The following is a 22,482-nucleotide window of genomic DNA, read 5'->3' as shown; positions in this document are numbered from 1 at the left end:
CACAAGACCTATCCCCGCGAGTATAATCAAAAACAATAGCGCCTTGATGAACCGCCACATAGCCTGCCCCAATCCTTAAATCTCAGCCTCAATATGTGGGTTATTTCCCACTTGTTGAAGGGATTATATATGGCCTTTCGTGCAAGATCACGGCATTCATTCATTAATTTTCGCGTTCGGCGCTGGTTGGCCGAATAGAAAGGCAGTTTTTCATGGCCGAAGGGCAGCCATATCGCCTGAAGCGGACCGTTGTGCTGGTCGGCATGATGGGATCTGGCAAGACCGCTATCGGGCGGGCCTTGGCGGCTGCGCTGGATGTGCCGTTTCTTGACAGCGACGCCGCGATAGAAGAAGCCGCCGCTGCAACCATTGCCGAGATTTTCGCGCGTGACGGCGAAAAGTTCTTTCGCAAACGCGAGGCGGAAGTGCTGCGCAGGTTGTTGTCTGGGCCACCGGGCATTGTATCAACCGGTGGCGGCGCGTTTCTGGCCGAGGCAAACCGCGACGCCATCGCAAAAATGGGCGTGGCCGTTTGGCTGGACGCGGATATTGAGATTTTATGGGACCGGGTCAGGCACAAAGATACCCGCCCGTTGCTGCAAACAGACGACCCCAAGGCGACGCTGATGAAGATTTATAACGAACGCACGCCGGTTTATAACCTTGCCGGGCTTAAGATCGGTGTCAAAAACCACGCCAGCATTGACCAAACAATGCATATGGTGCGCGATAAACTTGCCAGCCGCCCCGATATTCTGGAGACCAGATAGATGACCGCAAAAGTCCATGTTGATCTGCCGGGGCGCGCCTATGATATCCTGATTGGTCCCGATATTTTGGCGCAGGCGGGCACACATATCGCGGCCATGGGGGGGCGGCGTCATATTTGTATTCTGACAGATGAAAATGTGGCGGCTTTGCATTTGGCGCCGTTGCAAACCGCGTTTTCAGATGCTGGCTTGACCTCGGACGCGCTGGCTTTGCCTATGGGCGAGGCCACAAAATGCTGGGCGCAGTTGGAACGTTCGGTGGAATGGTTGCTGACGCAAAAGGTTGAACGCGGTGATATTGTTGTCGCTTTTGGCGGCGGCGTGATTGGTGATCTGGCAGGCTTTGCCGCTGCGATTTTGCGCCGCGGTGTCCGGTTTGTACAAATTCCGACATCGTTATTGGCGCAGGTTGATAGTTCTGTTGGGGGTAAGACCGGGATCAATTCGCCATCAGGCAAGAACCTGATTGGTGTGTTTCATCAGCCCAGCCTTGTGCTGGCCGATACGGCGCTTTTGGCCACGCTCACACCGCGCGATTTTCTGTCGGGTTATGGTGAGGTCGTGAAATACGGGCTTTTGGGTGATGCCGCTTTCTTTGACTGGTTAGAGGCCGAAGGCCCCGCCTTGGCTGGCGGTGATATGAACGCCCGCGTGCGTGCCGTGACCCGATCGTGTCAGATGAAAGCAGATATTGTGCAGCGCGATGAGACTGAGCTGGGGGACCGCGCGCTTTTGAATCTTGGCCATACATTTTGTCACGCGCTAGAGGCCGCAACTGGTTATTCCGACCGGCTGTTGCATGGCGAAGGTGTGGCCATTGGCTGTGCGCTGGCGTTTGAGCTGTCAGCACGTATGGGGCTTTGCAGCCAAGAGGACCCAAGCCGCGTGCGTGCGCATTTGCGGGATATGGGCATGAAGGTGGATATTCGGGATATCCAAGGCGATTTGCCAGATGCGGCAGGCCTGCTTGACCTGATGGGACAGGATAAAAAGGTGCTTGATGGCAAGTTGCGTTTCGTTCTGGCGCGGGGAATTGGCGAGGCGTTTATGACGTCCGACGTGCCGAGAGAGGCGGTGTTGGCTGTGCTGGACGACGCTTTGCGCGCTTAGGTGTCCGGTCGCCTGATTACCATTGCGGTCTTGTCCTCCGCGCTGAAACCAACGGATTCGTAAAAACCCGTCGCCGCACGTTTTTGGCCCGTCATCAGCATGATTTTGAACGCATTTGCCGCCCAGGCCTGTGCGATGGCGTGTTCCATCAACTGCTTGCCTATGCCGCGTTTGCGGTGGGTGGCGGTTGTGATCACGTTCTCGATCAATGCATAAGACCGGGCATTCCATGTGACGTTCGGCAACAGATGCAGGGTGAGCATGGCAACCAACGCATCTTGATCAAATGCGCCATAGATGGTTGTTCCGGAATGGGCAATCACACTGGCAAATGCAGCTTGGTTTTGTGACTTTGGACCAAAGGTCAGCTCGTTGTAAAGTGTCAAAGCTGCGCTGCTGTCAGTGATCGACAGCGGTTTGATGGCAACGCGGCCGGTCATTCGGGGCCATCGTCGTCGCGGCCATCAAGCCGGATACCATGTGCCTTGGCAAATCGCAGAAACAACGGGATTTCGATGACTGCGTAGCAAACGATTGTGAAGATCGCCCAATTGGTCTCATAAAAAAGTAAGGTGAACTGTACGCCTGTGCCCCAGAACCATGCGCCCGCAACGATCAGCGCGAGCACATTCAAGCCAAAGTCAATCAGCATCAACTTGTTCAGCGTCTTTTCCCGAAGCGTCGGAAAAATGCCCAGATAAGTGACGGCCAGTATCAGGCCGACCAGGATCAGGATTTGCGCTTCGGGTGAAACGACCATCGCACTTAGAACGGGATTTCGTCGTCCATATCGCCGCCGCCACCGCCGCCCGATGGCGCACCACCGCCGCTGCTGCCGCCGCCGCCGTAACCACCGCCCGATGATCCGCCACCATAACCACCGCCGCCGCCATAGTTGCCGCCACCGCCACCGCCGCCTTCGTTGCGGCTGTCTAGCATGGTCAGCGTGCCATCATAGCCGTTCAGCACAACTTCGGTGGAATAGCGGTCTTGGCCGGACTGGTCCTGCCATTTGCGGGTTTGCAGTTTGCCTTCGATATAAACCTTGGAGCCTTTTTTGAGGTATTGTTCGGCGATACGCACAAGACCTTCCTGAAAGATCGCGACAGTGTGCCATTCGGTTTTTTCCCGACGCTCGCCGGTGTTCTTGTCTTTCCAGTTCTCAGAGGTCGCGATGCGCAGGTTGGCCACCTTGCCACCGTTCTGGAATGTCCGCACTTCGGGGTCGGCCCCCAGATTGCCGATAATGATAACTTTGTTCACTGATCCGGCCATAATGGCACCTCCGACGATTCTACTTTGCCGTTTAATCGGCTCTCGATACATGGCGTAACAAGGTTAACGGGAGGTTTCCAGAGGCAGGCTTGGCGGATCGTTAGAAAAGGCCTAAGTATGACGGATCATAACAAGCGAAAGCAGCATGACGTGACCAGATTGATCCTGACAGCAAGTTTGACAGCCGCGCTTATCACGCATCCTGTCTTGGCGGACGAACAGGTTTCAACCATGTCGCGGTCAGGCCTGTTGAAAAGCCAAACGTCGGTTCTGGATGGGCGTGCTGCCGCGCAATATCAAAATTCGGTGCGTTTGCAGCCGCCACGTGGCGAAGGCTTTACCATGACGCCAACCTATACCGGCAACTACCGTGGCCCATTCATGCGGCTGGCGCAAACGGCGGCAACCAAGCACGGTGTGCCTGCCGGGTTATTTTTGCGACTGGTTGAGCAGGAAAGCGGCTGGAATGCCTCTGCGCGTTCCGTCAAAGGGGCGTTGGGATTGGCGCAACTGATGCCCGCGACAGCACGTGCCTTGGGTGTTGATCCGCTGGATCCCGTGCAGAACCTTGAAGGTGGTGCACGGTATTTGCGCGCACAGTACGAGGCATTTGGATCATGGCCGCTGGCACTGGCTGCCTATAACGCAGGGCCGGGGGCCGTTGCACGGTACAGCGGTGTGCCGCCTTTTGCCGAGACGCAAAATTATGTGCAGGTAATCTGGGGCGCTAACTAAGTTTCTGAGCAACCGTCTTGATACCAGGATCAGCCAGTCGTGGCACAACGCGGTAAGCTGCGTTGACGAAAAGAAAGAGTGCAAAGCTCAACAGCCCCACGCACAGCAGTGTGACAAAGATCTGCCCATAGACTTGTTGCGATAGCCAGCTAAAGGTCTGCCCCAAGCCGCCTGCTTCTGCGGGTTCTGCAGTCCACGCCGCATAGCTTAGGAAGATGCCAATGATGGTCACGACAACACCTTGGGCTGCAACGCCGAACCGCAATGCCGCATTCCAATGCGTTGTAAAATGATTGGCGACAAGCTTTTCGCGGTAGGATTGCGACCAGGCCTTGTGCAAGTAATATAGCCCGGCACCTATTGTTGCCAGACCAGCCAGTCCAACAACAAAAACCCCAAATGGTACAGACATCACCGTTTGCGTGATGGACACGATATGGCTTTCGCCGCCGTCTTGCCTGCTTGATCCGAAGGCAAGAAACAATGCCGCAGCACCGATCACACCATGAAGCAATCCGGTCACGGCCATGCCAATGCGTGCGATCAGGCCGGTTGCGTCGCGGCCTTCGTCCTCAAGATCGGCAATACTGTCCAGCAGCCGCCACAGCATGTAAAACAAAAGACCTAAACCAATAATGCAAAGCAAAAGACTGCCAAAGGGCGTTGTTTCAATCGTTTTCAGCGCCTCTGACGTGCCTTGTGCTGATCCGCCTTGCCATATCGTCCACAGCGACAATGCCGCGATGGTCGTGTAAGTCACACCGCGACCGGCATAACCGGCACGCATTACGGGCACGGCCCAATCCAAGCGGCTATTTGACATCAGCTTTGTTCCTGTGTTGCTTACGGAACAAAGTCTTTCATCGCCAAAAGGTTCCGCTATTCAGCTGCGATTTGAATAACAGGTTCCATATCGGCCAAGTCTGCGTCGCTAAGGTGGCATTTGATTTGATGACCCTCAGACAGCACGCGCACCGGTGGGACCTCTTTTTCACAAAGCCCGCCAGCCACTTTTGATTTCCAGTTACAGCGCGTCTGGAATGGGCAGCCACTGGGTGGGTTCATCGCAGATGGGATATCACCTTCTAGGACGATGTGCTTTTTCTTTACACTGGTATCGGCGATGGGCACGGCTGATAGCAGCGCTTCGGTATAGGGATGATAAGGCGGTGAGAACACCTGATCGGTGCTGCCCAATTCAACCACATGCCCCAGATACATAACCATGACGCGATCCGACAGATAGCGAACGATGGACAGGTCGTGACTGATGAACAGCAGCGTGGTTTTATGTTCGCGCTGGATTTCCATCAGCAGATCGGTGACCGCCGCCTGCACAGATACATCAAGCGCTGAAACAGGTTCATCGGCCACAACGATGCGCGCATCGCCCGCAAAGGCACGCGCAATGCCGACACGTTGCTTTTGACCACCAGAAAGTTGCCGTGGCATTCGGTCGGCAAAAGCACGCGGCAGTTTGACAAGGTCAAGCAGGTTGAGCATCCGCTCGCGCCGTTCATAGTCATTTTCGCCGATGCCAAAAATCTCAAGCGCGCGCATGATTTGGCGACCCACAGTCATTGATGGGTTCAGGGTGTCAAAGGGGTTTTGAAAGACCATCTGGATATCGGCGACGGTTTTGGTGTCGCGCTGTTCAATCGCGGTATTTCCGATGGATTTGTTGTCGAGCAGGATTTCACCTTCGGTCGCTGTCTCTAACCCCATCAGGACCTTGGCGAAGGTGGATTTCCCGCAACCGGATTCCCCCACAATCGCCAGCGTCTCACTTTCCCGCGCCTCAAAGCTAAGGGTTTCGTTGGCTTTGACGACCTTTTTGTCGCCACCACCAAACAGCGCATTCGCCGCCACCTCGTAATATTTTTTCAGGTTGTCCATTTTTAGAACGACCTGACCGGGTGCCGGTTTGGCGGTTTGTGGCCCGGCGTCGATCGGGGCCTGCCAGTCGATTTCTTTGAATTTCAGGCAGCGTGATTGATGGCGGTCATTGCCGGGAACGGCCTCCATCGGGATAAAGCCCGCGTCGCAGCGCCCAACCTCAAAATAGTCGCAACGGGGGCCGAAGTTGCACCCTTGCGGACGTTCATGCGGCAAGGGGAAGTTGCCCGGAATGGCCACCAAGGGCCGGGCGTTTTTGTCAGCGCCGGGCAGGGGGATCGAACGGAACAAGGCCTGCGTGTAAGGGTGCTGCATTTCATCAAAGACGTCTTCGATGCTGCCCCGTTCCACCGCTTCGCCCGAATACATCACGCAGATGCGGTCGCAGGTTTCCAGCACAAGCCCAAGGTTGTGGCTGATGAACAGCATCGAGGTGCCGTATTTCTTGCCAAGGTCTTTGACCAGTTCTACGACGGCGGCTTCGACCGTCACGTCAAGCGCTGTTGTCGGTTCATCAAGGATCAACAAAGACGGTTTTGACATCAGCGCCATTGCGATGACGATACGCTGTTGTTGACCGCCAGAGAGCTGGTGCGGATAGCTTTGCAGCATCCGTTCGGGGTCGGGCAGCTTCACGTCTGTGACGACTTCGAGCGCGCGCGCGTAGGCTTCTTTTTCGCCCACACCTTCGTGGATCATCGGCACTTCCATCAGTTGCTTGCCGATGCGCATCGCGGGGTTCAGCGACGCCATGGGTTCCTGATAGATCATCGCGATTTCTGATCCGCGAATGTCGCGCAACTCCTCCGGTGTCATTGTGCACAGGTCGCGGCCTTTGAACTTGATGGACCCGCCAACGATGCGGCCATTGACGCCAAGGTCTTGCATGATCCCCAATGCGACGGTGGATTTACCGCACCCGGATTCGCCGACAAGGCCCAAAGCCTCGCCCGGCATCACGTTGGCGGAAAAATCCATCACGGCGGGGATTTCGCGTAGCCGGGTGAAGAAGGAAATCGAAAGCTTGTCGATCTCAAGGATAGGTTGGTCAGTCATCGAATTAATCCTTCAAGCTTTCTTCACGCAGGCCATCGGCCAGCAGGTTGAGACCCAAGACAAGGCTCAACAAGGCAGCGGCTGGTGGCAGGGCAGGGTGTGCGAAAATCAACAACAGCTTGCGGCCCTCGTTGATGGTTGACCCCCAGTCAGGGCTTTCTGACGAAAGGCCCAGACCGAAGAAGCCCAAGGTGCCCAGCAAGATGGTCGTATAGCCAATGCGCAGGCAAAAATCGACGATCAGCGGGCCGCGTGCGTTGGGCAGGATTTCCCACAGCATGATGTACCACGCGCCTTCGCCACGGGTTTGGGCGGCGGCAACATAGTCGCGGGTGCGCAAATCCAGCGTCAGGCCGCGCACGATACGAAAGACGGTCGGCGCGTTGACGAAGACGACCGAGACGAAGACCACAAGGATCGAGATATCGAACAAATCCATCCATGCGGGCAGAAAGTCGATGACCGTGCCTCTTTGGTTGATGACCGACAGATAGAGCCAGCCCAAAATACCCAACACCGGCACCAAGATCGCTGTGCGTTTGGCCGGTTGCGTATAGTAGCGTGAGTTCAGCAGCACACCGAAGAAGATCAGCGGAAAGATGAACAGGAACGCAGCCATGTAGGACGGGATACCTGTTTCCACAATCTCTGGCGTGACCAGCAGGTAGAACAGCAGGATGACCGGAAAGGCGAGGATCAGGTTCGCGACAAAAGACAGGAACGTATCCAGCTTACCGCCATAAAAACCCGCAGGCAGGCCCAGCGTGATGCCCACCATAAAGGCAAAGATCGTGGCCAATGGCGCAATCGCAATCACAAAGACCGATCCGCGCACAACGCGGCTAAAGATATCACGCGCAAGGTTGTCGCCACCCAGCAGATAATGCGGGATCAAGCCTGCCGTGCCTTCGGGAACCGGCACGCCGGGGCCTTTGTTTTTGAGGCCGGACACAACAGTAAGATAATCATGCGTCGCGATCATGTCGAAAACGGCGACAAAGAATGCGGTGAACACCCAAAACATCACCAGCCCAAAGCCGATCATGCCGACAGTGCTGTCAAACAGTTTACCGTAAAGACCCAGCTTGCGTTTGTAGATGATTGAAACAGCAAACAGCGCGATCAGCGAAATCCAGACCGGCAGGAACCGTTTTGAGATTTCGCCGACGATCCCGGCTGATCCATAGGGCATGACCTGCGGAACGACGATATAGGCGATGACAATCGCCAGCACGCCAAAGAAGGTGTATTTCACACCTGTTTCCGCCAGCCCCAAAGGCCCGGTGGTTGCTGCAATCGTCCCGTCAGGGTTTGATTGCAATGTTTGCGCCGGGGCGAAGAACCCCAGAATAAGTTGCGCCACGATTGCGACGGCCAGCAGGGCCAGCAGTACCATAAGCGCAGGATTGAGGATGGTGCCGAGGCTGCCTGTCCATGTGAGAGCTTCCATAGGTTCAGCCTCCCTTTAAGAAATGCGAATGCGTGGGTTCAGGAACACATAGCCGATGTCGGATATCAGCTGTGTCACAAGGACCACGAAGACGGAAACGATGGAAACACCCAGCAAAAGCTCGATGTCGTTATTGCCGGCGGCCTGCACCAGCACCCAGCCAAAGCCCTTGTAGTTGAACAGGGTCTCAACGATGACGACACCGTTCAACAGCCACGGGAACTGCAACATGATCACCGTAAACGGGGCAATCAGCGCGTTGCGCAGGGCGTGCTTCATGACGATCTTGGGAAAGCTGACACCTTTCAGGCGGGCTGTGCGGATGTATTGCGCGGTCATCACCTCGGTCATTGAGGCGCGCGTCATCCGCGCGATATACCCCATGCCGTAAAGGGCGATGGTGATGACGGGTAGAAAGAAATTCTCAAACGTTGCATCATCCATCGCACCAGTTGCCGTGCCTTTGAACCATTGCATGCCAAAGGTCGCGGTCGCGAAGACCGAGATGAAGACAACACCGGATACGTATTCGGGCGTCGCGGTGGATACGATGGACACGGTGGACAGGCTGCGGTCAGTCCGGGAGCCTTCGCGCATGCCGGCCAGCACGCCGATAATCAATGCGCCGGGGACCATCACCATCATAACCCAGAACATCAGTTTGCCGGTCAGGCCCAATCGGGTGGCGATGATGCTGCCAACCTCGTCCTTAAAGACCGTGGAATAGCCCCAATCCCCTTGCAGAATGCCGCAAAAGCTGGATGCCTCTTCAATCGGTTGACCCGGTTCTGCGCAACGTGCGCGGACCTCGCCATCCGTGCCTTCAATCACATAACCGGGTAGAACACCGAGCCATTGGCCGTATTTGATCGGCAAGGCTTGGCTATAACCACGGTTTCCCAGCCAGCTGACCACAGCTTCGTCCGACATGCGGGCGTTGCCTTGGGTTTTGGCAAGTTTTTCAAGGTTCGGTGCAAGGTTCGTCAGCCAAAACACGATAAATGTCAGGCAAAGTGCCGTGAGGAGCATGACCCCAAGGCGGCGCAAAATAAACAGTCCCATAAAGGCCCCTGTTGGTGAGCAGCGTCAGGACATTGCCTGACTATAAACTTACATTGCGGCCCCGGTTTTCCGGTGGTCCACATCGGCAGTAAAAGGGCCGCCCAAGCGGGGCGGCCCTTTGTTGTGTCAGATTAGGCGGCGAGCGCGACCTTATACATCTGCGGCAAGTATGCGATGTGCATATCCCAGCCGACGATGCCCGGCTTGGCGTGGCGGTAAAGCGAACGCCAGTATGGCTGGATCGTCACACCTTCGTCGGTCATGATCGCTTGCAGCTTTGCCATCACCTCGCGGCGTGCATCTGCATCCGCGATTGAGTTGGCTTCGGCCAGCAGCGCGTCAAACTCTGCATTTGAAAAGCCGCTTTCGTTCCAAGCTTCGCCAGACCGATACGCCAGACCCAGAATTTGGGTGTCCAGCGGACGGTGGTTCCAGTTGGTGGAAGAGAACGGATACTTCGTCCAGTCGTTCCAGAAGGTCGAACCGGGAATGATGGTCCGCTTGACGTTAAAGCCCGCATCACGCAACTGTGCGGCAACAGCGTCAGTTGTGTTCTTGCGCCAGTCATCGTCAATCGACACGATTTCCATTTCAAAGTCTTGCATGCCCGCCTCTGTCAGCAGGGCAAGCGCGCCTTCTGGATCGTATGGCATGCCCGGCACATCTGCCCATGCAGGGTGCATTGGGCCCACGTGTTGGTTACGCGCAACAGAACCAAGATTGGAATACCCCAGTTCAAGACAGACAGCGTTATCAACGGCCATCGCAATGGCCTGGCGCACGCGCTTGTCGGCGTATGGCTGCATACCATCAACTTCCGCCTGTTGGTTTGGACGGATGGCAATTGTGGCCGCCGATGCGATTTCAGAGCGTTCCCAACCGATGCTTTCCACAACTTCAACAAAGTCGCCAACAGTTTCATAGAACATATCAACTTCGTCAGCCGCCGCAGCAGCCACCCAAGCGGATGGGTCTGTGCCGTAGTCGATATATTCGATCCGGTCGAGGAAGGCGCCGCGGTTTTCGGCATAGCCCCACCACTCAAACCCTTCGTTACGAACCAGCACACCTTTAACGCCCACTTCAAGGCTTTCAGGCAGGTAAGGGCCGGTGCCAACAGGATTGCCGGTCATATTATCTGCATCAAAGTCAGCAGGCACGATGGCCGCAGGATAATCTGCCATACCCGCAATCAGCGAGATGTCGGAACCCGGCAGGTTCAGGCGGACTGTCAGGTCGTCAACAACTTCGATCCCGCCTTCGACGGCCATGCCGGTGGCGTCGTCGATCAGGATCGCGAAACGGCCAGCCATGGAATTGCCTTCCATGTTTTTGTCACACCAGCCTTCAATATTGCGGGCCACATCAGCAGCGGTAAAGTCGTCGCCATTGTTCCATTTCACGCCCGGACGGACGTTCAATGTGTACACTGTCGCGTCGTCGTTCACGTCCCAGCTGGATAGCAGCATGGGTGTGAAGGAACCGTCATTGTTATATTCAACAAGATATTCCAGCCAACCATGCGAAAAGAACGCAATCTGCGTCCAGTCATAGGTGCGTGGATCTTTCAGTGCGCGCACTTCCATCTGCATGCGGATTGTGCCGCCTTGCTGTGCGTGCCCAGCGGCGTGTGCTGGTTGTGCAGCACCGATCAGCCCATAGGCTACGGTCGCTGTCACACCAAGCGCGGTTGAGCGTGCGAGGAATTCGCGGCGGTCAATTTTGCCCGCTTTCGCTTCCTCAGCATACATCAACGCTGCCGGATGGATTGGTTTTTGTGAGTGCGTCATTCGTTTCTCCCTGTGACACATTACTAGTTGTTGCAAAGGGGTGAACACTGCCAATCGTTCGTTAACGTGCAAGACCATCCCCTGTCCGCGGGCCATTCGGCACAATTTTTAGACAGAGGTCAACCGGACGTTTCACAATTCGTATGACAATTGCGACATGAAGATCGCCAAAAAGCGACATCGGCGCGTGTCACATTCAAAGCGCTTTGATGCTGCGGCGCAGCACTCAAGGCGTATCACGACCGCGTTAAACTTGCACTTTTGCGCCGAAAATCCCGTGGTGCCTGACCCGACTTTTCTTGAAAACTACGCGTAAAGTAAGCCGGTGAACCAAAGCCAAGACGAAGGGCGATATCCTGAATAGGGATCTGTGTGTCGCGCAGCAGGGTGCACGCCTCAAAATATACCCGATCGTTCAATAAAGACAGGGCCGAACGCCCACAGGTCTTGCGACAGCTGCGCGTCAAATGCGTTGGTGTGACACCCAAAGCGGTCGCATAGCTGGCAACGCTGCGATCGGACCTGACATCTTTGGCAATCATGCCGGTGTACTTTGCGACCAGTCGTGCGGCGGCTGTCTGACGCCGTGCATCGGCTTGGGCTGGATCACGGTTGCCCAACTGCCGTTCAACGAAGATACTCAGCAGTCCGAAGTGACAATTCGCCGCGCGCAAATCACCATTGGGTTGAAGCTCGCGTTCGATTGCCTCGATCAGTGTAACCAGTTCTTTTTGTGGATCAACGTCCAGCAGCCGCAAGTGAAACGGTGTATCGGGCCAGCCGGTCACATCCGGCAAGGTGAGTGTTTGGCCAAAAACCGTTGGTCCGACCTCGATGCCGAACATCGTGTGGGGCGGAATATAGATCAGGTTGTTGGGCCCATAACCATTGGTCAGCCCGGCGACGGTGATCCGACCTTGACCTTTGGTGATATGGATCAGCCGCCCGGTTGCATGGCTGCGCATGGCCTCGGTACGCCATCGCGCGGCTGGTCCGCAATAGCTGACAGTTGCCAGCGCAAGGGCTGGTTCTTGTGGTGTCATCATATTCATCAACTTGCCTCAATGTTGATTTTTAGCAAGCCTGTGCAAAAACCCGTTTGAGATCAAGCCTCTGGCAAATCCGCGAATCGCAGTGTTGCAGATAAGTCAGGGCAATCGGCAGGGATATGATGCCAATCCTTCTGCCGGGCCCGAAACCAGGTGCGCTGGCGTTTGGCATATTGGCGCGAGGCGATGATGGCCGCGTCGCGTGCGTCCGCGAGCGTCATGTCACCTTGCAGATGGGCGATCAGTTCGGGTGCGCCGATTGCTTTTGAAGACTGATGGTTGGGGTTCCAGTGCGGCAGCATGGCGCGGGCTTCGTCCAGCGCGCCGTGGTCCAGCATAACGTCAAAGCGACGCGCGATCCTGTCATTCAGCCAGTCTTTGGGTGCATCAAGGGTGATGCAGGCCGCGTCGGTGGTCGATAGCAACGGCGGCGGGGTGTCGTCCTGCCATGCAGCCAGGCTTTTCCCGGTTGTTTTCAGCACCTCCCATGCGCGCTGGACCCGCATGCGATTTTGCCGGTCAATGCGACTGGCCGTGTCCGCATCCAAAGCGGCAAGGAGTTCTGACAGGCTAAGGGCGTTGGCCGACGCGCGAATGCTGTCTGGCGTTGGCGGAATATCGGCCAAGCCTTGGGTGAGGGCGTTGAAGTTCAAGCCGGTGCCACCCACGATGATTGGCCGTCGCTGGCCATCAAGGTAGGGCGTGACGTCGCGCAGCCAGTGCCCGACAGAGTAGTCAGCATCAAACGGCACATGCCCGTAAAGCGCGTGCCGCGCAATGGCCAGATCCGCGTCATCAGGGCGGGCGGTCAAAATGCGCCAGCCATCAAAGACCTGTAGCGCATCAGCGTTGATAATCACCCCGCCTTGGGTCTGTGCGATATGCAGCGCAAGTGCCGATTTTCCGCTGGCCGTTGGCCCGGCGATTAATACCGGGCGGTCAGGTGTGATCGGCAGGTGCGCCGCCGCATGGGGTTTCGCATTGCCGGTCATCGCCGGTGGCTGGGTGGGCGCGCTGTTGTTTTAGCGCGACCCTTGGAAGGCACCTTGTTCATACTCTGGCCCACCTCCGGCGAATTCGAAATCGGCATCACCGGCAACCTGACCAACGGAATCGCCATCATTAAAGAAATTACCAGTCAGATCGACAGTTGCATCAAACGCGGTTCCACCTTGCTCCAGGTTACCTGATAGCTGCATTTCAAAGTGGTCGCCGTCGCTGCCGACATCCTGTGTGAACGTTGAACTGCCGAACATCCGACCGCCGACTTCGCCATCTTCGCTGTGAAAGAAGTTGCCTGCGATGCCATCAAGGGCATTTGTGTCTAGGTCGGCGGTGATTTGCAGTTGCCCAATCAACGTGCCCGCATCACTGGTCTGTTCTGCGATGATCGCGCCATTGTAGGTCACGGATCCGGTGGTCAACGTGTCAAAGTCATCGCTGTCAGAGATGTTGCTGTTGGCAAAGCTGGTCAACGTGCCGTCTTTTTCTGCGGCCGCTGAAACATCAGGTGCAAGGGCTGCATTAATCTCTGCAAAGGAATTGAAGGTTGGGTCAAATTCGAAAGCCTCGGACGCGCCGTCACATCCGGCCAGGCCAATAGTGCCAATTAGAAGAAGAGATGTCTTTGTCACGCGATTCATGGTCGTTCCTTCGGTCTGGTATCTGGCGCGCGATGCGCAATGGTTAAAAATTCGTTAATCTGCTGCGGCGACCATAGGGCGCGGCATTCGTACTGGTCAACGCCGAACCGACCGTTTGTGGCGATTGTGGCATTGAAACTATTACCAATTTGAGACAGATTGCGCCGTAATTCATATATACAAAAGGGTGGGCCATGAGCGCGACTGAGAAAACAGCATATAAACGTGTCATGCTCAAAATCTCGGGGGAGGCGCTGATGGGGGACACCTCATTCGGTTTGCACCCGCCGACAGTGCAACGTGTCGCCCGCGAAGTGAAATCGGTCCACGATCTTGGGGTTGAGATTTGCATGGTGATCGGCGGCGGCAACATCTTTCGCGGCTTGCAAGGCTCTGCCCAAGGGATGGAGCGAACAACTGCCGATTATATGGGCATGCTGGCCACGGTGATGAACGCATTGGCCGTACAGTCGGCCTTGGAAGAACTGGGTATTCATACCCGTGTTATTTCAGCCATCACAATGAACGAAGTGGCTGAACCCTATATCCGTCGCCGCGCCGTACGTCACCTTGAGAAAAAGCGGGTTTGTATCTTTGCAGCAGGCACCGGCAACCCGTATTTCACGACCGATACCGCCGCCACGCTGCGTGCCAGTGAAATGAACTGCGAAGCGATCTTTAAAGGCACCAAGGTTGACGGTGTCTACGACAAAGACCCCGCCAAACATGCCGATGCCGTGCGGTATGACACGGTGTCTTATGATGAGGTCCTGCAAAAGCATCTGGGTGTGATGGATGCCAGCGCCATCGCATTGGCCCGCGACAATGATCTGCCGATTATCGTCTTTTCACTGGATGAACCGGGTGGTTTCCAAGGCATCTTGGCGGGTGAGGGCACGTATACAATCGTGAAAGACTGAACATCAGGGCACGTCAGCTGCGATACTGGCGCTTATAGCCCAGCAATGCGTTTCTGCATATTATCTGCATGACTCATTAAGATTTGCCCGACTATACATTGTTAACCCTATGGCCTAAAACGGGGAAAACCGTGGTTCATCGCGGTGAGGAAGAGCAAAGAGAATATGTCTGACGATTTTGAACTTGATACCGATGATCTGACCCGCCGCATGGAAGGCGCTATTGCAAACCTGCGGGTTGAACTTGCGTCTTTGCGAACCGGCCGCGCATCTGGGTCCATGCTGGAACCGGTGATGGTGGATGCCTATGGATCCATGACGCCCATCAACCAGGTTGGCACCGTCAACGTGCCAGAGCCGCGGATGGTCACGATCAATGTCTGGGACAAAGGTCTGGTCGGAAAAGTTGAAAAAGCTATTCGTGAAAGCGGGTTAGGGATCAATCCTCAACTCAACGGTACGATCATCATGCTGCCGATCCCGGAACTGAACGAGGAACGCCGCCGCGAATTGACCAAAGTTGCAGGGCAATATGGTGAAAGCGCGCGTGTCTCGATCCGCAATCTGCGTCGCGACGGGATGGACAAGATCAAGAAGGCCAAGACCGACGGTCTGTCCGAGGATGACCAAAAGTTCTGGGAAAGCACGGTACAGGAAGTGACCGACGCCCATATCAAAATCGTTGACGAAACGATTGAGAGCAAACAAGCAGAGATCATGCAGGTCTAAGCCAAGCAGGAAAGGGCACCCATGCCCAAAGACGCAGACGCCAAGACCACACCGGGCCACGTTGCCATTATTATGGACGGCAATGGACGTTGGGCCCAACAACGCGGACGTCCGCGCCTGTTTGGCCATCATGCCGGCGCACGGCGCGTTCGCGATGTGCTGACAGCATGCCCCGAATTGGGTGTGAAGTATCTGACGATCTTTGCCTTTTCGACCGAAAACTGGAAGCGCACCCAAAGTGAAGTTGCCGGACTAATGGCGCTGTTCCGGCGTTATCTAGAGCGTGAAGCGAAAGAGCTGCATGAAAGCGGTGTTTGTGTGCGCTTTATCGGTGATCGTATCCGTCTTGATGATAAACTGGTGTCGCTGATGGACGAGTTGGAGTTGCGCACCGCCGATAATGACCGCGTTCACCTGACCGTTGCCCTGAACTATGGTGGTCGGGATGAGGTGACGCGCGCGGCCAAACGTCTGGCCTATGAGGTTGAACAGGGGCGTTTGACCCATGAAGATGTTGATGCCGAAACTCTTGCCGGTTTCCTTGATACCCATGTGCTGCCTGACCCCGATTTGGTGATCCGCACAAGTGGCGAAGCGCGTATTTCCAACTTTCTGTTATGGCAATCAGCCTATGCCGAGTACGAATTCGTTGACACGCTCTGGCCTGACTTTACGGCGGCGGAGTTTGCAAAAGTGCTGAAAAGCTATGGCACGCGCGAACGTCGTTTCGGAGCAGTGCGAGCCTGACGATGAATACCCCCGTACCACCACCTGCAAAATGGGACGACCTGACGGTGCGCCTGATCTCAAGCGCTGCCATGGTGTTTGTGGGTGCAATCGGCGTGATCCTTGGTGGCGTCTGGTTTCAGATGATGGTGGTTTTCGTCACCGCAGTGATGGTCTGGGAATTGTGGATGATGATCCGCCCCGACGAACCAACCAAAGGCATGCTTCTTGCCGCGTTGGTGGCATCAGTCATGTCGGGGCAATTGGCCGAAGACTCTGCCTTGGGGTTGCTGTTGTTCTTGATCGTGCCAGTGATTGGGGTGACGCAACTTAAAACAGAGATAAAGACGTTCTTTATCTTCGCTCTGGGCATTCAGCTGGCCGGCTGGGGCTTGGTGCATTTTCGCATGGATTTCGGGTTCTTTTGGCTGTTGTGGCTGATGTCTGTTGTGATTGTGACCGATATCTTTGGGTATTTCGCTGGCAAGGCCTTTGGTGGTCCAAAGTTCTGGCCCAAGATCAGCCCCAAAAAAACCTGGAGCGGCACAGTTGCCGGCTGGGTTGGCGCCGCTTTGGTTGGTTTTGTGTTCACACTTTTCACAAACGCCGGTGTCTGGATCATCCTGATTTCTATGGTGCTTAGCTTTGCTGGCCAGATGGGTGATATCGCAGAAAGCGCGTTGAAACGGCGCATGGGTGTCAAAGACAGCTCAACCCTGATCCCTGGCCATGGTGGGTTGTTTGATCGGTTTGACGCACTGTTGGGGGCGTCGCTTTTCCTAATTATTGTCGCTGATATCGCTGATGTGCCCGGGGTCGTTTGGTGAGACGGATCACGGTTTTCGGGGCGACAGGGTCTGTCGGGCAAAGTGCGCTTGATCTGGTGGCGCGGGACCATGACGCCTATGATGTCGTGGCACTGACGGGGGGGCGTAACCTGGCGCAACTGGCCGCTGATGCGCGCCGGTTGAATGCCGATTTGGCTGTGACCTGCTATCCTGAATGTTACAACGATCTGAAAGACTTGCTCGCTGATACGGATGTAGAGGTTGCCGCTGGGCCGGATGCGATTGCACAGGCGGCTGCGCGTCCGGTGGATTGGGCCTTGTCAGCGATTGTCGGCGCGGCCGGGCTGGTGCCGGGGTTAGAGGCTTTGTCGCACGGCACGACGCTTGCATTGGCCAACAAGGAATCGCTTGTGACCGCAGGCCCGCTTTTGTTGGGCCGCGCCAAAGCGCATGGCGCGACGGTATTGCCGGTCGATAGTGAACATTCGGCGGTGTTTCAGGCCCTTGTGGGCGAACATATGGCCGCGGTTGAACGCGTCATCATTACCGCTAGCGGTGGTGCGTTCCGCGATTGGCCTATTGAAAAACTGGCGACCGCAACCTTGGCCGAGGCATCAAGCCATCCCAACTGGGATATGGGGCAGCGGATCACGATTGATAGCGCGTCGATGTTCAACAAGGCCATGGAACTAATTGAAACAAAAGAGTTTTTCAACGTTCCGCCTGATATGATCGAGGTGCTTGTGCATCGCGAAAGCCTGATCCACGCGATGGTGGGCTTTAACGATGGTGCCTTGATGGCGCATGTCGGCCCGCCTGATATGCGTCATGCGATCGGGTATGCGCTGCATTGGCCAGAACGCAAGACGCTGCCTGTCGAACGGCTTGATCTGGCCAAGATCGGGCGCCTGACATTTGAAGCGCCTGACAACGCGCGCTATCCCGCCCTTGGCATCGCCAAACGGGTTATGGAAGAGGGCGGTTTATCGGGTGCCGTGTTTAATGCCGCCAAAGAACGCGCATTGGATGGGTTTATCGCCGGTGACATCGGGTTCTTGGATATGTCGCGGGTGGTTTCTAGGACGCTCGACAAAATGTCATCACAAGGTGGGCTGCAAAACGCGCAGATCACCCTAGATACCGTATTAGAGACAGACAGGGTGGCGCGCATTTACGCCGCCGAAACCTTTAGCCAATTGGGATAACGCTTTGGATCTGATGCAGTTTGTGCCGATGTTCGGCAATTTCGCCTTTATGATCGTGGCCTTTGTGGTCGCGCTGTCGGTGATCGTGGCGATTCATGAATATGGGCATTACATCGTCGGGCGTTGGTGCGGCATCCACGCGGATGTGTTTTCGCTTGGTTTTGGGCCCGTGATCTACAGCCGCATGGATAAGCGCGGCACCAAATGGCAGATCGCAGCACTGCCTTTGGGTGGCTACGTCAAGTTCATGGGCGATGCGAACGCGGCCAGTGTCGGCAGTGATGGTGCCGTGTCCGAGGTAGATATGCGCCGCACAATGATGGGTGCGCCACTTTGGGCGCGGACGGCAACAGTTGCCGCAGGCCCGGTTTTTAACTTTGTTCTGGCGATTGCGATCTTTGCAGGCTCGATCATGTATCAGGGCCGGTCGGCAGAACCACTTACCTTTGGTGAGCCGCGACCATTGCCTGCCAGCTATGCATCTGATCTGCGCCAGGGGGACGTCATGGTTGCCGTCGAAGGGGTGCTGTTCAACGATCCTGACCGCGAAGGGCAAATGTCAGATTTCGTGCCGCTGCAAGAGCGGCTGGACTACACCGTGCTGCGCGATGGTGACGAACTGACAATTAAGGGCCCGTATTATTTCCCGGCGGCTGTTGCGAGTGTCAGTCCACGGTCGGCCGCGGATGATGCTGATATCAAGATCAATGATGTGATCACCGCGATCAACGGGGACACCATTTTTGCGTTCACGCAGGTGCAAGAGGTTGTTCTGGCCGCAGATGGTGCGCCGCTGGAATTTGAAATCTGGCGCGATGGTGAAACGCTGACCAAGACAATCGCGCCGCGCCGCGTTGATCTGCCAACGCCGGAGGGTGGCTTTGAAACCCGTTGGTTGATTGGGATCACCGGCACAATCTTTTTTGACGAAGAAACAGTCAGCGTCGGTGTGGTAGAGGCGACCCGGCTGGGTGCAGAAGGGCTGTGGAATACGGTCACCACATCATTGTCAGCGATGCAGCATATTTTGTTCGGTCAGATTTCAACCTGTAACCTGTCAGGACCTGTCGGGATCGCGGAAACCAGCGGGTCGATGGCAGAGCAGGGCGCGCAAAGCTTTATCTGGTTTATCGGCGCGTTATCGGCTGCGGTTGGACTGATAAATTTGTTTCCGATTCCCGTTTTGGATGGTGGTCACCTTGTCTTTTATGCCTACGAGGCGGTCACGCGGCGCAAACCTAGCGACCGGGCGGTGCAGGTCTTTATGTTTGTGGGCCTGTCTTTGATCCTGTCGTTGATGATGTTCACGATCCTGAATGACACAATTCTATGCCCGTAAAATAAGATTGACGCTAGGGTAAAATAGACCGTCAGTCTTTTTGACATCCCCGCGCATTGCCGATACTCAAATGCGCAACGGTGGTATAAACACGGGCGGTCAAAATGAAGACAGGTGTGGGGCGCAATTTCGCGCAGTTTGGTGCAAGCGTGCGGTCGATTTGGATGGCGCTGTGCATTGTGGTTTTGGCGGCAGGTGCTGCAAACGCGCAGAATTTCGCGTTCAATACCTTTAACGTCGAAGGCAATCAGCGTGTCGCCGATAGGACGATCCTGACATTTGGCGGGTTGCAGCCCGGTGCCGGGTTATCAACCGCCGCGTTGAATGCCGCAGGGCAGAACATTCGCGAATCCGGTTTGTTTGAAAGCGTCGATCTGGTGCCACAAGGGCGCACATTGCTGATCCGGGTAGTTGAATATCCGACCATCAACCGCATCAACATCGAAGGCAACAGACGTCTGCGCGATGCAGAATTGTTGTCCCTTGTGCAATCACAGCCCCGCCGGGTTTTCACGCCCGCGCAGGCCGAGGCTGATACCGCCGCGATTACAGAAGCCTATGCACGGCAAGGCCGGATCAACGCGACCGTCACACCACGGATTATTCCGCAGTCTGAAAACCGCGTCGATCTTGTTTTTGAAGTCGTCGAATCTGCGGTTACCGAAATTGAACGCATCACGTTTATCGGAAACCGCACTTATTCCGAAGGGCGCTTGCGTCGCGTGCTGGAAACCAAAGAGGCGGGTATCTTCCGTGCCTTGGTGGGTCGCGATACGTTCTCGCCAGAGCGTGTGGCGCAGGACCGGGAAGTGCTGACTGATTTTTATCGCTCGCGTGGTTTTATTGATTTCGTGATCCAGAACGTCGATGTGTCACTGACGCGTGAACGTGATGCTTATCTGGTGACGTATAATCTGCGTGAAGGGCAGCCGTATTCGATTGCCAGCACGACGGTCACAAGTGAGATCAGTGGCGTCGATCCGACCCAATTTGAAGAGGCCGTGCGCCTGCGAACGGGGGCAACATATTCGCCCGTATCCGTCGATAATGATGTCACCCGGATCGAACGTTTGGCTGCACAGCGCGGTATCCGTTTCGTCGAGGCAGAAGCACGGATTACGCGCAACCCCCGCGATCTAAGCCTGAACGTGAATTACGTGCTCGTCCCGGGCGAGCGGGTCTTTATCGAGCGTATTGATATCGAAGGCAACGGCACCACCCTTGACCGTGTGATCCGCAACCAGTTCCGGTCTGTGGAAGGTGATCCGCTTAACCCCCGCGAGATCAGGGAAAGTTCCCGCCGCATTCGTGCGCTTGGGTTTTTCCAAGATGTGAATGTCGGCACACGCCCTGGAACAACAGCTAACCAACGTATTGTTGATGTGGACGTGGTCGAAGGTCCGACCGGTACTTTGACTTTTGGTGCGAATTTCAACACCGATACCGGCGTAAGCTTGGTGGCGGCTTATCAGCAAAGCAATTTTCAGGGCCGTGGTCAGGCATTGGACTTTGACATTTCAACCGCGGAATCAAACCGGCGCTTTAGCTTTCGTTTCACAGAACCGCAGTTGCTGGGCCGTGATCTGCGCGGTTCGATTAACTTGGCGTATAGCACAACTGACAATGAAAATGCGCTCTACGACACCGAAACCTTGCGGATCAGCCCCGCGATGAGCTTTCCGGTGAGTGAGTTGGGGCGACTTTCATTGTTTTACGCATTGGAATACAACGACTTGTCCGATGTTTCCTCATCCGCCAGCGAGGTGATCCGGCAAGAGGCCGAGGCGGGCGGCGTTTGGACCAATGCCCTTGGCTATACCTATAGCTACGACAACCGCCGCACCGGGTTGAACCCCGATGTCGGGATCGTGTTGCGTTTCGGCCAAGAATTTGGATTTGGCGATACGCAGTTCATCAAGACAACAGCCCTAGCTGGCGCAGAAACCAGTATCCTTAACGAGGAAGTGACTTTGCGCGCCACCTTGGAGGCGGGTTTGCTCAGCTATCAGGATGGCAACAGCCGCGTGACGGATCGCTTCTTTCTTGGCAGTCGCCTGATGCGCGGGTTTGAGGCGGGCGGGATTGGCCCGCGCGATAACGCCACGGACGACGCTCTTGGCGGCAATGCGTTTTCGGTACTGCGGCTTGAGACCGAGTTCCCCTTGGGCCTGCCCAGCGAATACGGTATCTCTGGCGGTGCATTCATTGATGTCGGTTCTGTCTGGGACGTGGGCGAAACCTTTGGTCAGGACGTGATCCTGAATGATTTTACCGCGCGTTCTGTCGCGGGTCTGTCGATTTTCTGGACAACACCCATCGGTCCGCTGCGGTTCAACTTTACCGAACCGCTTGACGTGCAGGATCGTGATGAAACGCGCAGTTTTGATGTGACAATCTCAACGAGCTTCTGATGGCGTTCTTGCATGCGATCCTTGTTTGGTTGATTCTGGCGCTGCCGGCGTCAGCCCAACAAACGTCGCCGCCGGTTCTGATCATTGATAGTGAACGGCTTTTTGTCGAAACACTCTATGGGCAGCGCTTGGCGTCAGAGCTTGCACAGCAAGCTGCTGAATTACAGGCCGAAAATGACCGCATCGTTGAATCCCTGACGCTAGAAGAACGCAGCCTGACAGTGCGCCGTCCCGATATGGCGCTGGATGCGTTCCGCGAAGAGGCGGATGCCTTTGATAGAAAGGTGCAAGAGGTCCGCCGCGTTCGTGATGCCAAGAATGTAGAACTGCAGGTGGCCAGCGCAGAAGCCCGTTCGCAGTTTGAACAACAAGTGCAAGGGATTGTTGCCAATATCATGTTGGAACGTAATGCAGCGCTGGTTTTAGAGCAGCGTAATGTGGTGCTTTCGATCCGCGCGGCCAACATCACTGACGACGCCATCGTGCGCATTGATGCTGAACTAGGTGACGGCACACGTTAGCGCATGC

22 protein-coding genes are annotated in these 22,482 nt (G+C 55.7%); 11 read left to right on the top strand and 11 right to left on the bottom strand.

All coding sequences use genetic code 11. The annotated features are described in order from the left end of the window. Positions 1-212 precede the first annotated feature (212 nt). Both RCCS2_RS15485 and aroB read left to right on the top strand, forming a co-directional pair. Positions 213-770 (top strand): shikimate kinase, encoded by a 558-nt coding sequence (locus RCCS2_RS15485; protein ID WP_008235947.1) that lies wholly within the window; start codon positions 213-215, stop codon positions 768-770. Continuing rightward, positions 771-1,880 carry a 3-dehydroquinate synthase gene (gene aroB / locus RCCS2_RS15480; RefSeq protein WP_008235946.1) on the top strand — a complete coding sequence of 370 codons (1,110 nt, stop codon included), beginning with the start codon at positions 771-773 and terminating at the stop codon, positions 1,878-1,880. Here aroB and RCCS2_RS15475 read toward each other — a convergent pair. From RCCS2_RS15475 to ssb, 3 genes are read right to left on the bottom strand one after another with little or no spacing between them, the layout of a single operon-like run. Beyond that, entirely contained in the window at positions 1,877-2,320 is a 444-nt protein-coding gene (locus tag RCCS2_RS15475; RefSeq protein WP_008235945.1) for a GNAT family N-acetyltransferase, read from the bottom strand. The genes aroB and RCCS2_RS15475 overlap by 4 nt on opposite strands. After that, on the bottom strand, positions 2,317-2,640 hold the full coding sequence (locus RCCS2_RS15470; RefSeq protein ID WP_008235943.1) for a hypothetical protein: 324 nt from the start codon (positions 2,638-2,640) through the stop codon (positions 2,317-2,319). The genes RCCS2_RS15475 and RCCS2_RS15470 overlap by 4 nt, the downstream gene beginning before the upstream one ends. A 5-nt stretch (positions 2,641-2,645) precedes the next feature. After that, positions 2,646-3,155, bottom strand: a complete 510-nt coding sequence (gene ssb, locus RCCS2_RS15465) for a single-stranded DNA-binding protein (protein ID WP_008235941.1) — start codon at positions 3,153-3,155, stop codon at positions 2,646-2,648. A 117-nt stretch (positions 3,156-3,272) separates the two neighbouring features. On the opposite strand from ssb, the gene RCCS2_RS15460 reads away from it, so the two are divergent. Next, positions 3,273-3,890: a lytic transglycosylase domain-containing protein gene (locus RCCS2_RS15460; RefSeq protein WP_008235940.1), complete on the top strand. Its 618-nt coding sequence runs from the start codon at positions 3,273-3,275 to the stop codon at positions 3,888-3,890. Here the strand turns inward: RCCS2_RS15460 and RCCS2_RS15455 are convergent. From RCCS2_RS15455 to RCCS2_RS15420, 8 genes are all read right to left on the bottom strand, one after another. After that, on the bottom strand, positions 3,883-4,713 hold the full coding sequence (locus RCCS2_RS15455; protein WP_008235931.1) for a DUF1206 domain-containing protein: 831 nt from the start codon (positions 4,711-4,713) through the stop codon (positions 3,883-3,885). The genes RCCS2_RS15460 and RCCS2_RS15455 overlap by 8 nt on opposite strands. Positions 4,714-4,769: 56 nt before the next feature. Beyond that, a complete protein-coding gene (locus tag RCCS2_RS15450; protein ID WP_008235929.1) occupies positions 4,770-6,842 on the bottom strand; it encodes a dipeptide ABC transporter ATP-binding protein in 2,073 nt (690 codons plus the stop codon). Between the two features lie 4 nt (positions 6,843-6,846). Continuing rightward, on the bottom strand, positions 6,847-8,292 hold the full coding sequence (locus RCCS2_RS15445; RefSeq protein ID WP_008235927.1) for an ABC transporter permease: 1,446 nt from the start codon (positions 8,290-8,292) through the stop codon (positions 6,847-6,849). A gap of 15 nt (positions 8,293-8,307) precedes the next feature. Continuing rightward, the gene (locus RCCS2_RS15440) at positions 8,308-9,354 is read right to left on the bottom strand and encodes an ABC transporter permease (protein ID WP_008235926.1); all 1,047 of its coding nucleotides are present in this window, start codon (positions 9,352-9,354) and stop codon (positions 8,308-8,310) included. Positions 9,355-9,485: 131 nt separating this feature from the next. Next, the gene (locus RCCS2_RS15435; RefSeq protein ID WP_008235925.1) at positions 9,486-11,144 is read right to left on the bottom strand and encodes an ABC transporter substrate-binding protein; all 1,659 of its coding nucleotides are present in this window, start codon (positions 11,142-11,144) and stop codon (positions 9,486-9,488) included. Between the two features lie 236 nt (positions 11,145-11,380). Next, on the bottom strand, positions 11,381-12,190 hold the full coding sequence (locus RCCS2_RS15430; RefSeq protein ID WP_156788581.1) for a helix-turn-helix domain-containing protein: 810 nt from the start codon (positions 12,188-12,190) through the stop codon (positions 11,381-11,383). A 59-nt stretch (positions 12,191-12,249) separates the two neighbouring features. Next, positions 12,250-13,185: a tRNA (adenosine(37)-N6)-dimethylallyltransferase MiaA gene (gene miaA / locus RCCS2_RS15425; RefSeq protein WP_008235923.1), complete on the bottom strand. Its 936-nt coding sequence runs from the start codon at positions 13,183-13,185 to the stop codon at positions 12,250-12,252. Positions 13,186-13,215: 30 nt separating this feature from the next. Continuing rightward, complete coding sequence (locus RCCS2_RS15420) at positions 13,216-13,836, bottom strand: hypothetical protein (protein ID WP_008235922.1); 621 nt, start codon at positions 13,834-13,836, stop codon at positions 13,216-13,218. Between the two features lie 194 nt (positions 13,837-14,030). Between RCCS2_RS15420 and pyrH the strand changes: the two genes are divergently transcribed. The 8 genes from pyrH to RCCS2_RS15380 all read left to right on the top strand — a co-directional run bounded on the left by pyrH (position 14,031) and on the right by RCCS2_RS15380 (position 22,475). Continuing rightward, positions 14,031-14,756 carry a UMP kinase gene (pyrH, locus tag RCCS2_RS15415; protein ID WP_008235921.1) on the top strand — a complete coding sequence of 242 codons (726 nt, stop codon included), beginning with the start codon at positions 14,031-14,033 and terminating at the stop codon, positions 14,754-14,756. A gap of 165 nt (positions 14,757-14,921) precedes the next feature. After that, a complete protein-coding gene (gene frr, locus RCCS2_RS15410; protein WP_008235920.1) occupies positions 14,922-15,485 on the top strand; it encodes a ribosome recycling factor in 564 nt (187 codons plus the stop codon). Positions 15,486-15,506: 21 nt separating this feature from the next. Next, entirely contained in the window at positions 15,507-16,232 is a 726-nt protein-coding gene (gene uppS / locus RCCS2_RS15405; protein WP_008235918.1) for a polyprenyl diphosphate synthase, read from the top strand. A gap of 2 nt (positions 16,233-16,234) precedes the next feature. Further along, a complete protein-coding gene (locus tag RCCS2_RS15400; protein WP_008235912.1) occupies positions 16,235-17,038 on the top strand; it encodes a phosphatidate cytidylyltransferase in 804 nt (267 codons plus the stop codon). After that, the gene (gene dxr / locus RCCS2_RS15395; RefSeq protein WP_008235910.1) at positions 17,035-18,204 is read left to right on the top strand and encodes a 1-deoxy-D-xylulose-5-phosphate reductoisomerase; all 1,170 of its coding nucleotides are present in this window, start codon (positions 17,035-17,037) and stop codon (positions 18,202-18,204) included. Before RCCS2_RS15400 ends, dxr begins: the two co-directional genes overlap by 4 nt. 4 nt (positions 18,205-18,208) lie before the next feature. Further along, the gene (rseP, locus tag RCCS2_RS15390) at positions 18,209-19,543 is read left to right on the top strand and encodes an RIP metalloprotease RseP (RefSeq protein WP_037294326.1); all 1,335 of its coding nucleotides are present in this window, start codon (positions 18,209-18,211) and stop codon (positions 19,541-19,543) included. A 104-nt stretch (positions 19,544-19,647) separates the two neighbouring features. Then, complete coding sequence (bamA, locus tag RCCS2_RS15385) at positions 19,648-21,954, top strand: outer membrane protein assembly factor BamA (RefSeq protein ID WP_008235907.1); 2,307 nt, start codon at positions 19,648-19,650, stop codon at positions 21,952-21,954. Further along, on the top strand, positions 21,954-22,475 hold the full coding sequence (locus RCCS2_RS15380; RefSeq protein ID WP_008235905.1) for an OmpH family outer membrane protein: 522 nt from the start codon (positions 21,954-21,956) through the stop codon (positions 22,473-22,475). The genes bamA and RCCS2_RS15380 overlap by 1 nt, the downstream gene beginning before the upstream one ends. Positions 22,476-22,482: the final 7 nt, after the last annotated feature.

The sequence above is a fragment of the Roseobacter sp. CCS2 genome (assembly GCF_000169435.1).
Taxonomy (GTDB): Bacteria; Pseudomonadota; Alphaproteobacteria; order Rhodobacterales; family Rhodobacteraceae; genus Yoonia.
The sequence above is the reverse complement of the archived record's forward strand: the minus strand, read 5'-3'. Positions and strand labels throughout refer to the sequence as shown.

What these genes read in the sequence shown, in the direction of transcription:
- RCCS2_RS15485 (WP_008235947.1), top strand. Translation starts at nt 213, where the DNA reads ATGGCCGAAGGGCAGCCATATCGCCTGAAGCGGACCGTTGTGCTGGTC.
- aroB (WP_008235946.1), top strand. Translation starts at nt 771, where the DNA reads ATGACCGCAAAAGTCCATGTTGATCTGCCGGGGCGCGCCTATGATATC.
- RCCS2_RS15475 (WP_008235945.1), bottom strand. Translation starts at nt 2,320, where the DNA reads ATGACCGGCCGCGTTGCCATCAAACCGCTGTCGATCACTGACAGCAGC.
- RCCS2_RS15470 (WP_008235943.1), bottom strand. Translation starts at nt 2,640, where the DNA reads ATGGTCGTTTCACCCGAAGCGCAAATCCTGATCCTGGTCGGCCTGATA.
- ssb (WP_008235941.1), bottom strand. Translation starts at nt 3,155, where the DNA reads ATGGCCGGATCAGTGAACAAAGTTATCATTATCGGCAATCTGGGGGCC.
- RCCS2_RS15460 (WP_008235940.1), top strand. Translation starts at nt 3,273, where the DNA reads ATGACGGATCATAACAAGCGAAAGCAGCATGACGTGACCAGATTGATC.
- RCCS2_RS15455 (WP_008235931.1), bottom strand. Translation starts at nt 4,713, where the DNA reads ATGTCAAATAGCCGCTTGGATTGGGCCGTGCCCGTAATGCGTGCCGGT.
- RCCS2_RS15450 (WP_008235929.1), bottom strand. Translation starts at nt 6,842, where the DNA reads ATGACTGACCAACCTATCCTTGAGATCGACAAGCTTTCGATTTCCTTC.
- RCCS2_RS15445 (WP_008235927.1), bottom strand. Translation starts at nt 8,292, where the DNA reads ATGGAAGCTCTCACATGGACAGGCAGCCTCGGCACCATCCTCAATCCT.
- RCCS2_RS15440 (WP_008235926.1), bottom strand. Translation starts at nt 9,354, where the DNA reads ATGGGACTGTTTATTTTGCGCCGCCTTGGGGTCATGCTCCTCACGGCA.
- RCCS2_RS15435 (WP_008235925.1), bottom strand. Translation starts at nt 11,144, where the DNA reads ATGACGCACTCACAAAAACCAATCCATCCGGCAGCGTTGATGTATGCT.
- RCCS2_RS15430 (WP_156788581.1), bottom strand. Translation starts at nt 12,190, where the DNA reads ATGATGACACCACAAGAACCAGCCCTTGCGCTGGCAACTGTCAGCTAT.
- miaA (WP_008235923.1), bottom strand. Translation starts at nt 13,185, where the DNA reads ATGACCGGCAATGCGAAACCCCATGCGGCGGCGCACCTGCCGATCACA.
- RCCS2_RS15420 (WP_008235922.1), bottom strand. Translation starts at nt 13,836, where the DNA reads ATGAATCGCGTGACAAAGACATCTCTTCTTCTAATTGGCACTATTGGC.
- pyrH (WP_008235921.1), top strand. Translation starts at nt 14,031, where the DNA reads ATGAGCGCGACTGAGAAAACAGCATATAAACGTGTCATGCTCAAAATC.
- frr (WP_008235920.1), top strand. Translation starts at nt 14,922, where the DNA reads ATGTCTGACGATTTTGAACTTGATACCGATGATCTGACCCGCCGCATG.
- uppS (WP_008235918.1), top strand. Translation starts at nt 15,507, where the DNA reads ATGCCCAAAGACGCAGACGCCAAGACCACACCGGGCCACGTTGCCATT.
- RCCS2_RS15400 (WP_008235912.1), top strand. Translation starts at nt 16,235, where the DNA reads ATGAATACCCCCGTACCACCACCTGCAAAATGGGACGACCTGACGGTG.
- bamA (WP_008235907.1), top strand. Translation starts at nt 19,648, where the DNA reads ATGAAGACAGGTGTGGGGCGCAATTTCGCGCAGTTTGGTGCAAGCGTG.
- RCCS2_RS15380 (WP_008235905.1), top strand. Translation starts at nt 21,954, where the DNA reads ATGGCGTTCTTGCATGCGATCCTTGTTTGGTTGATTCTGGCGCTGCCG.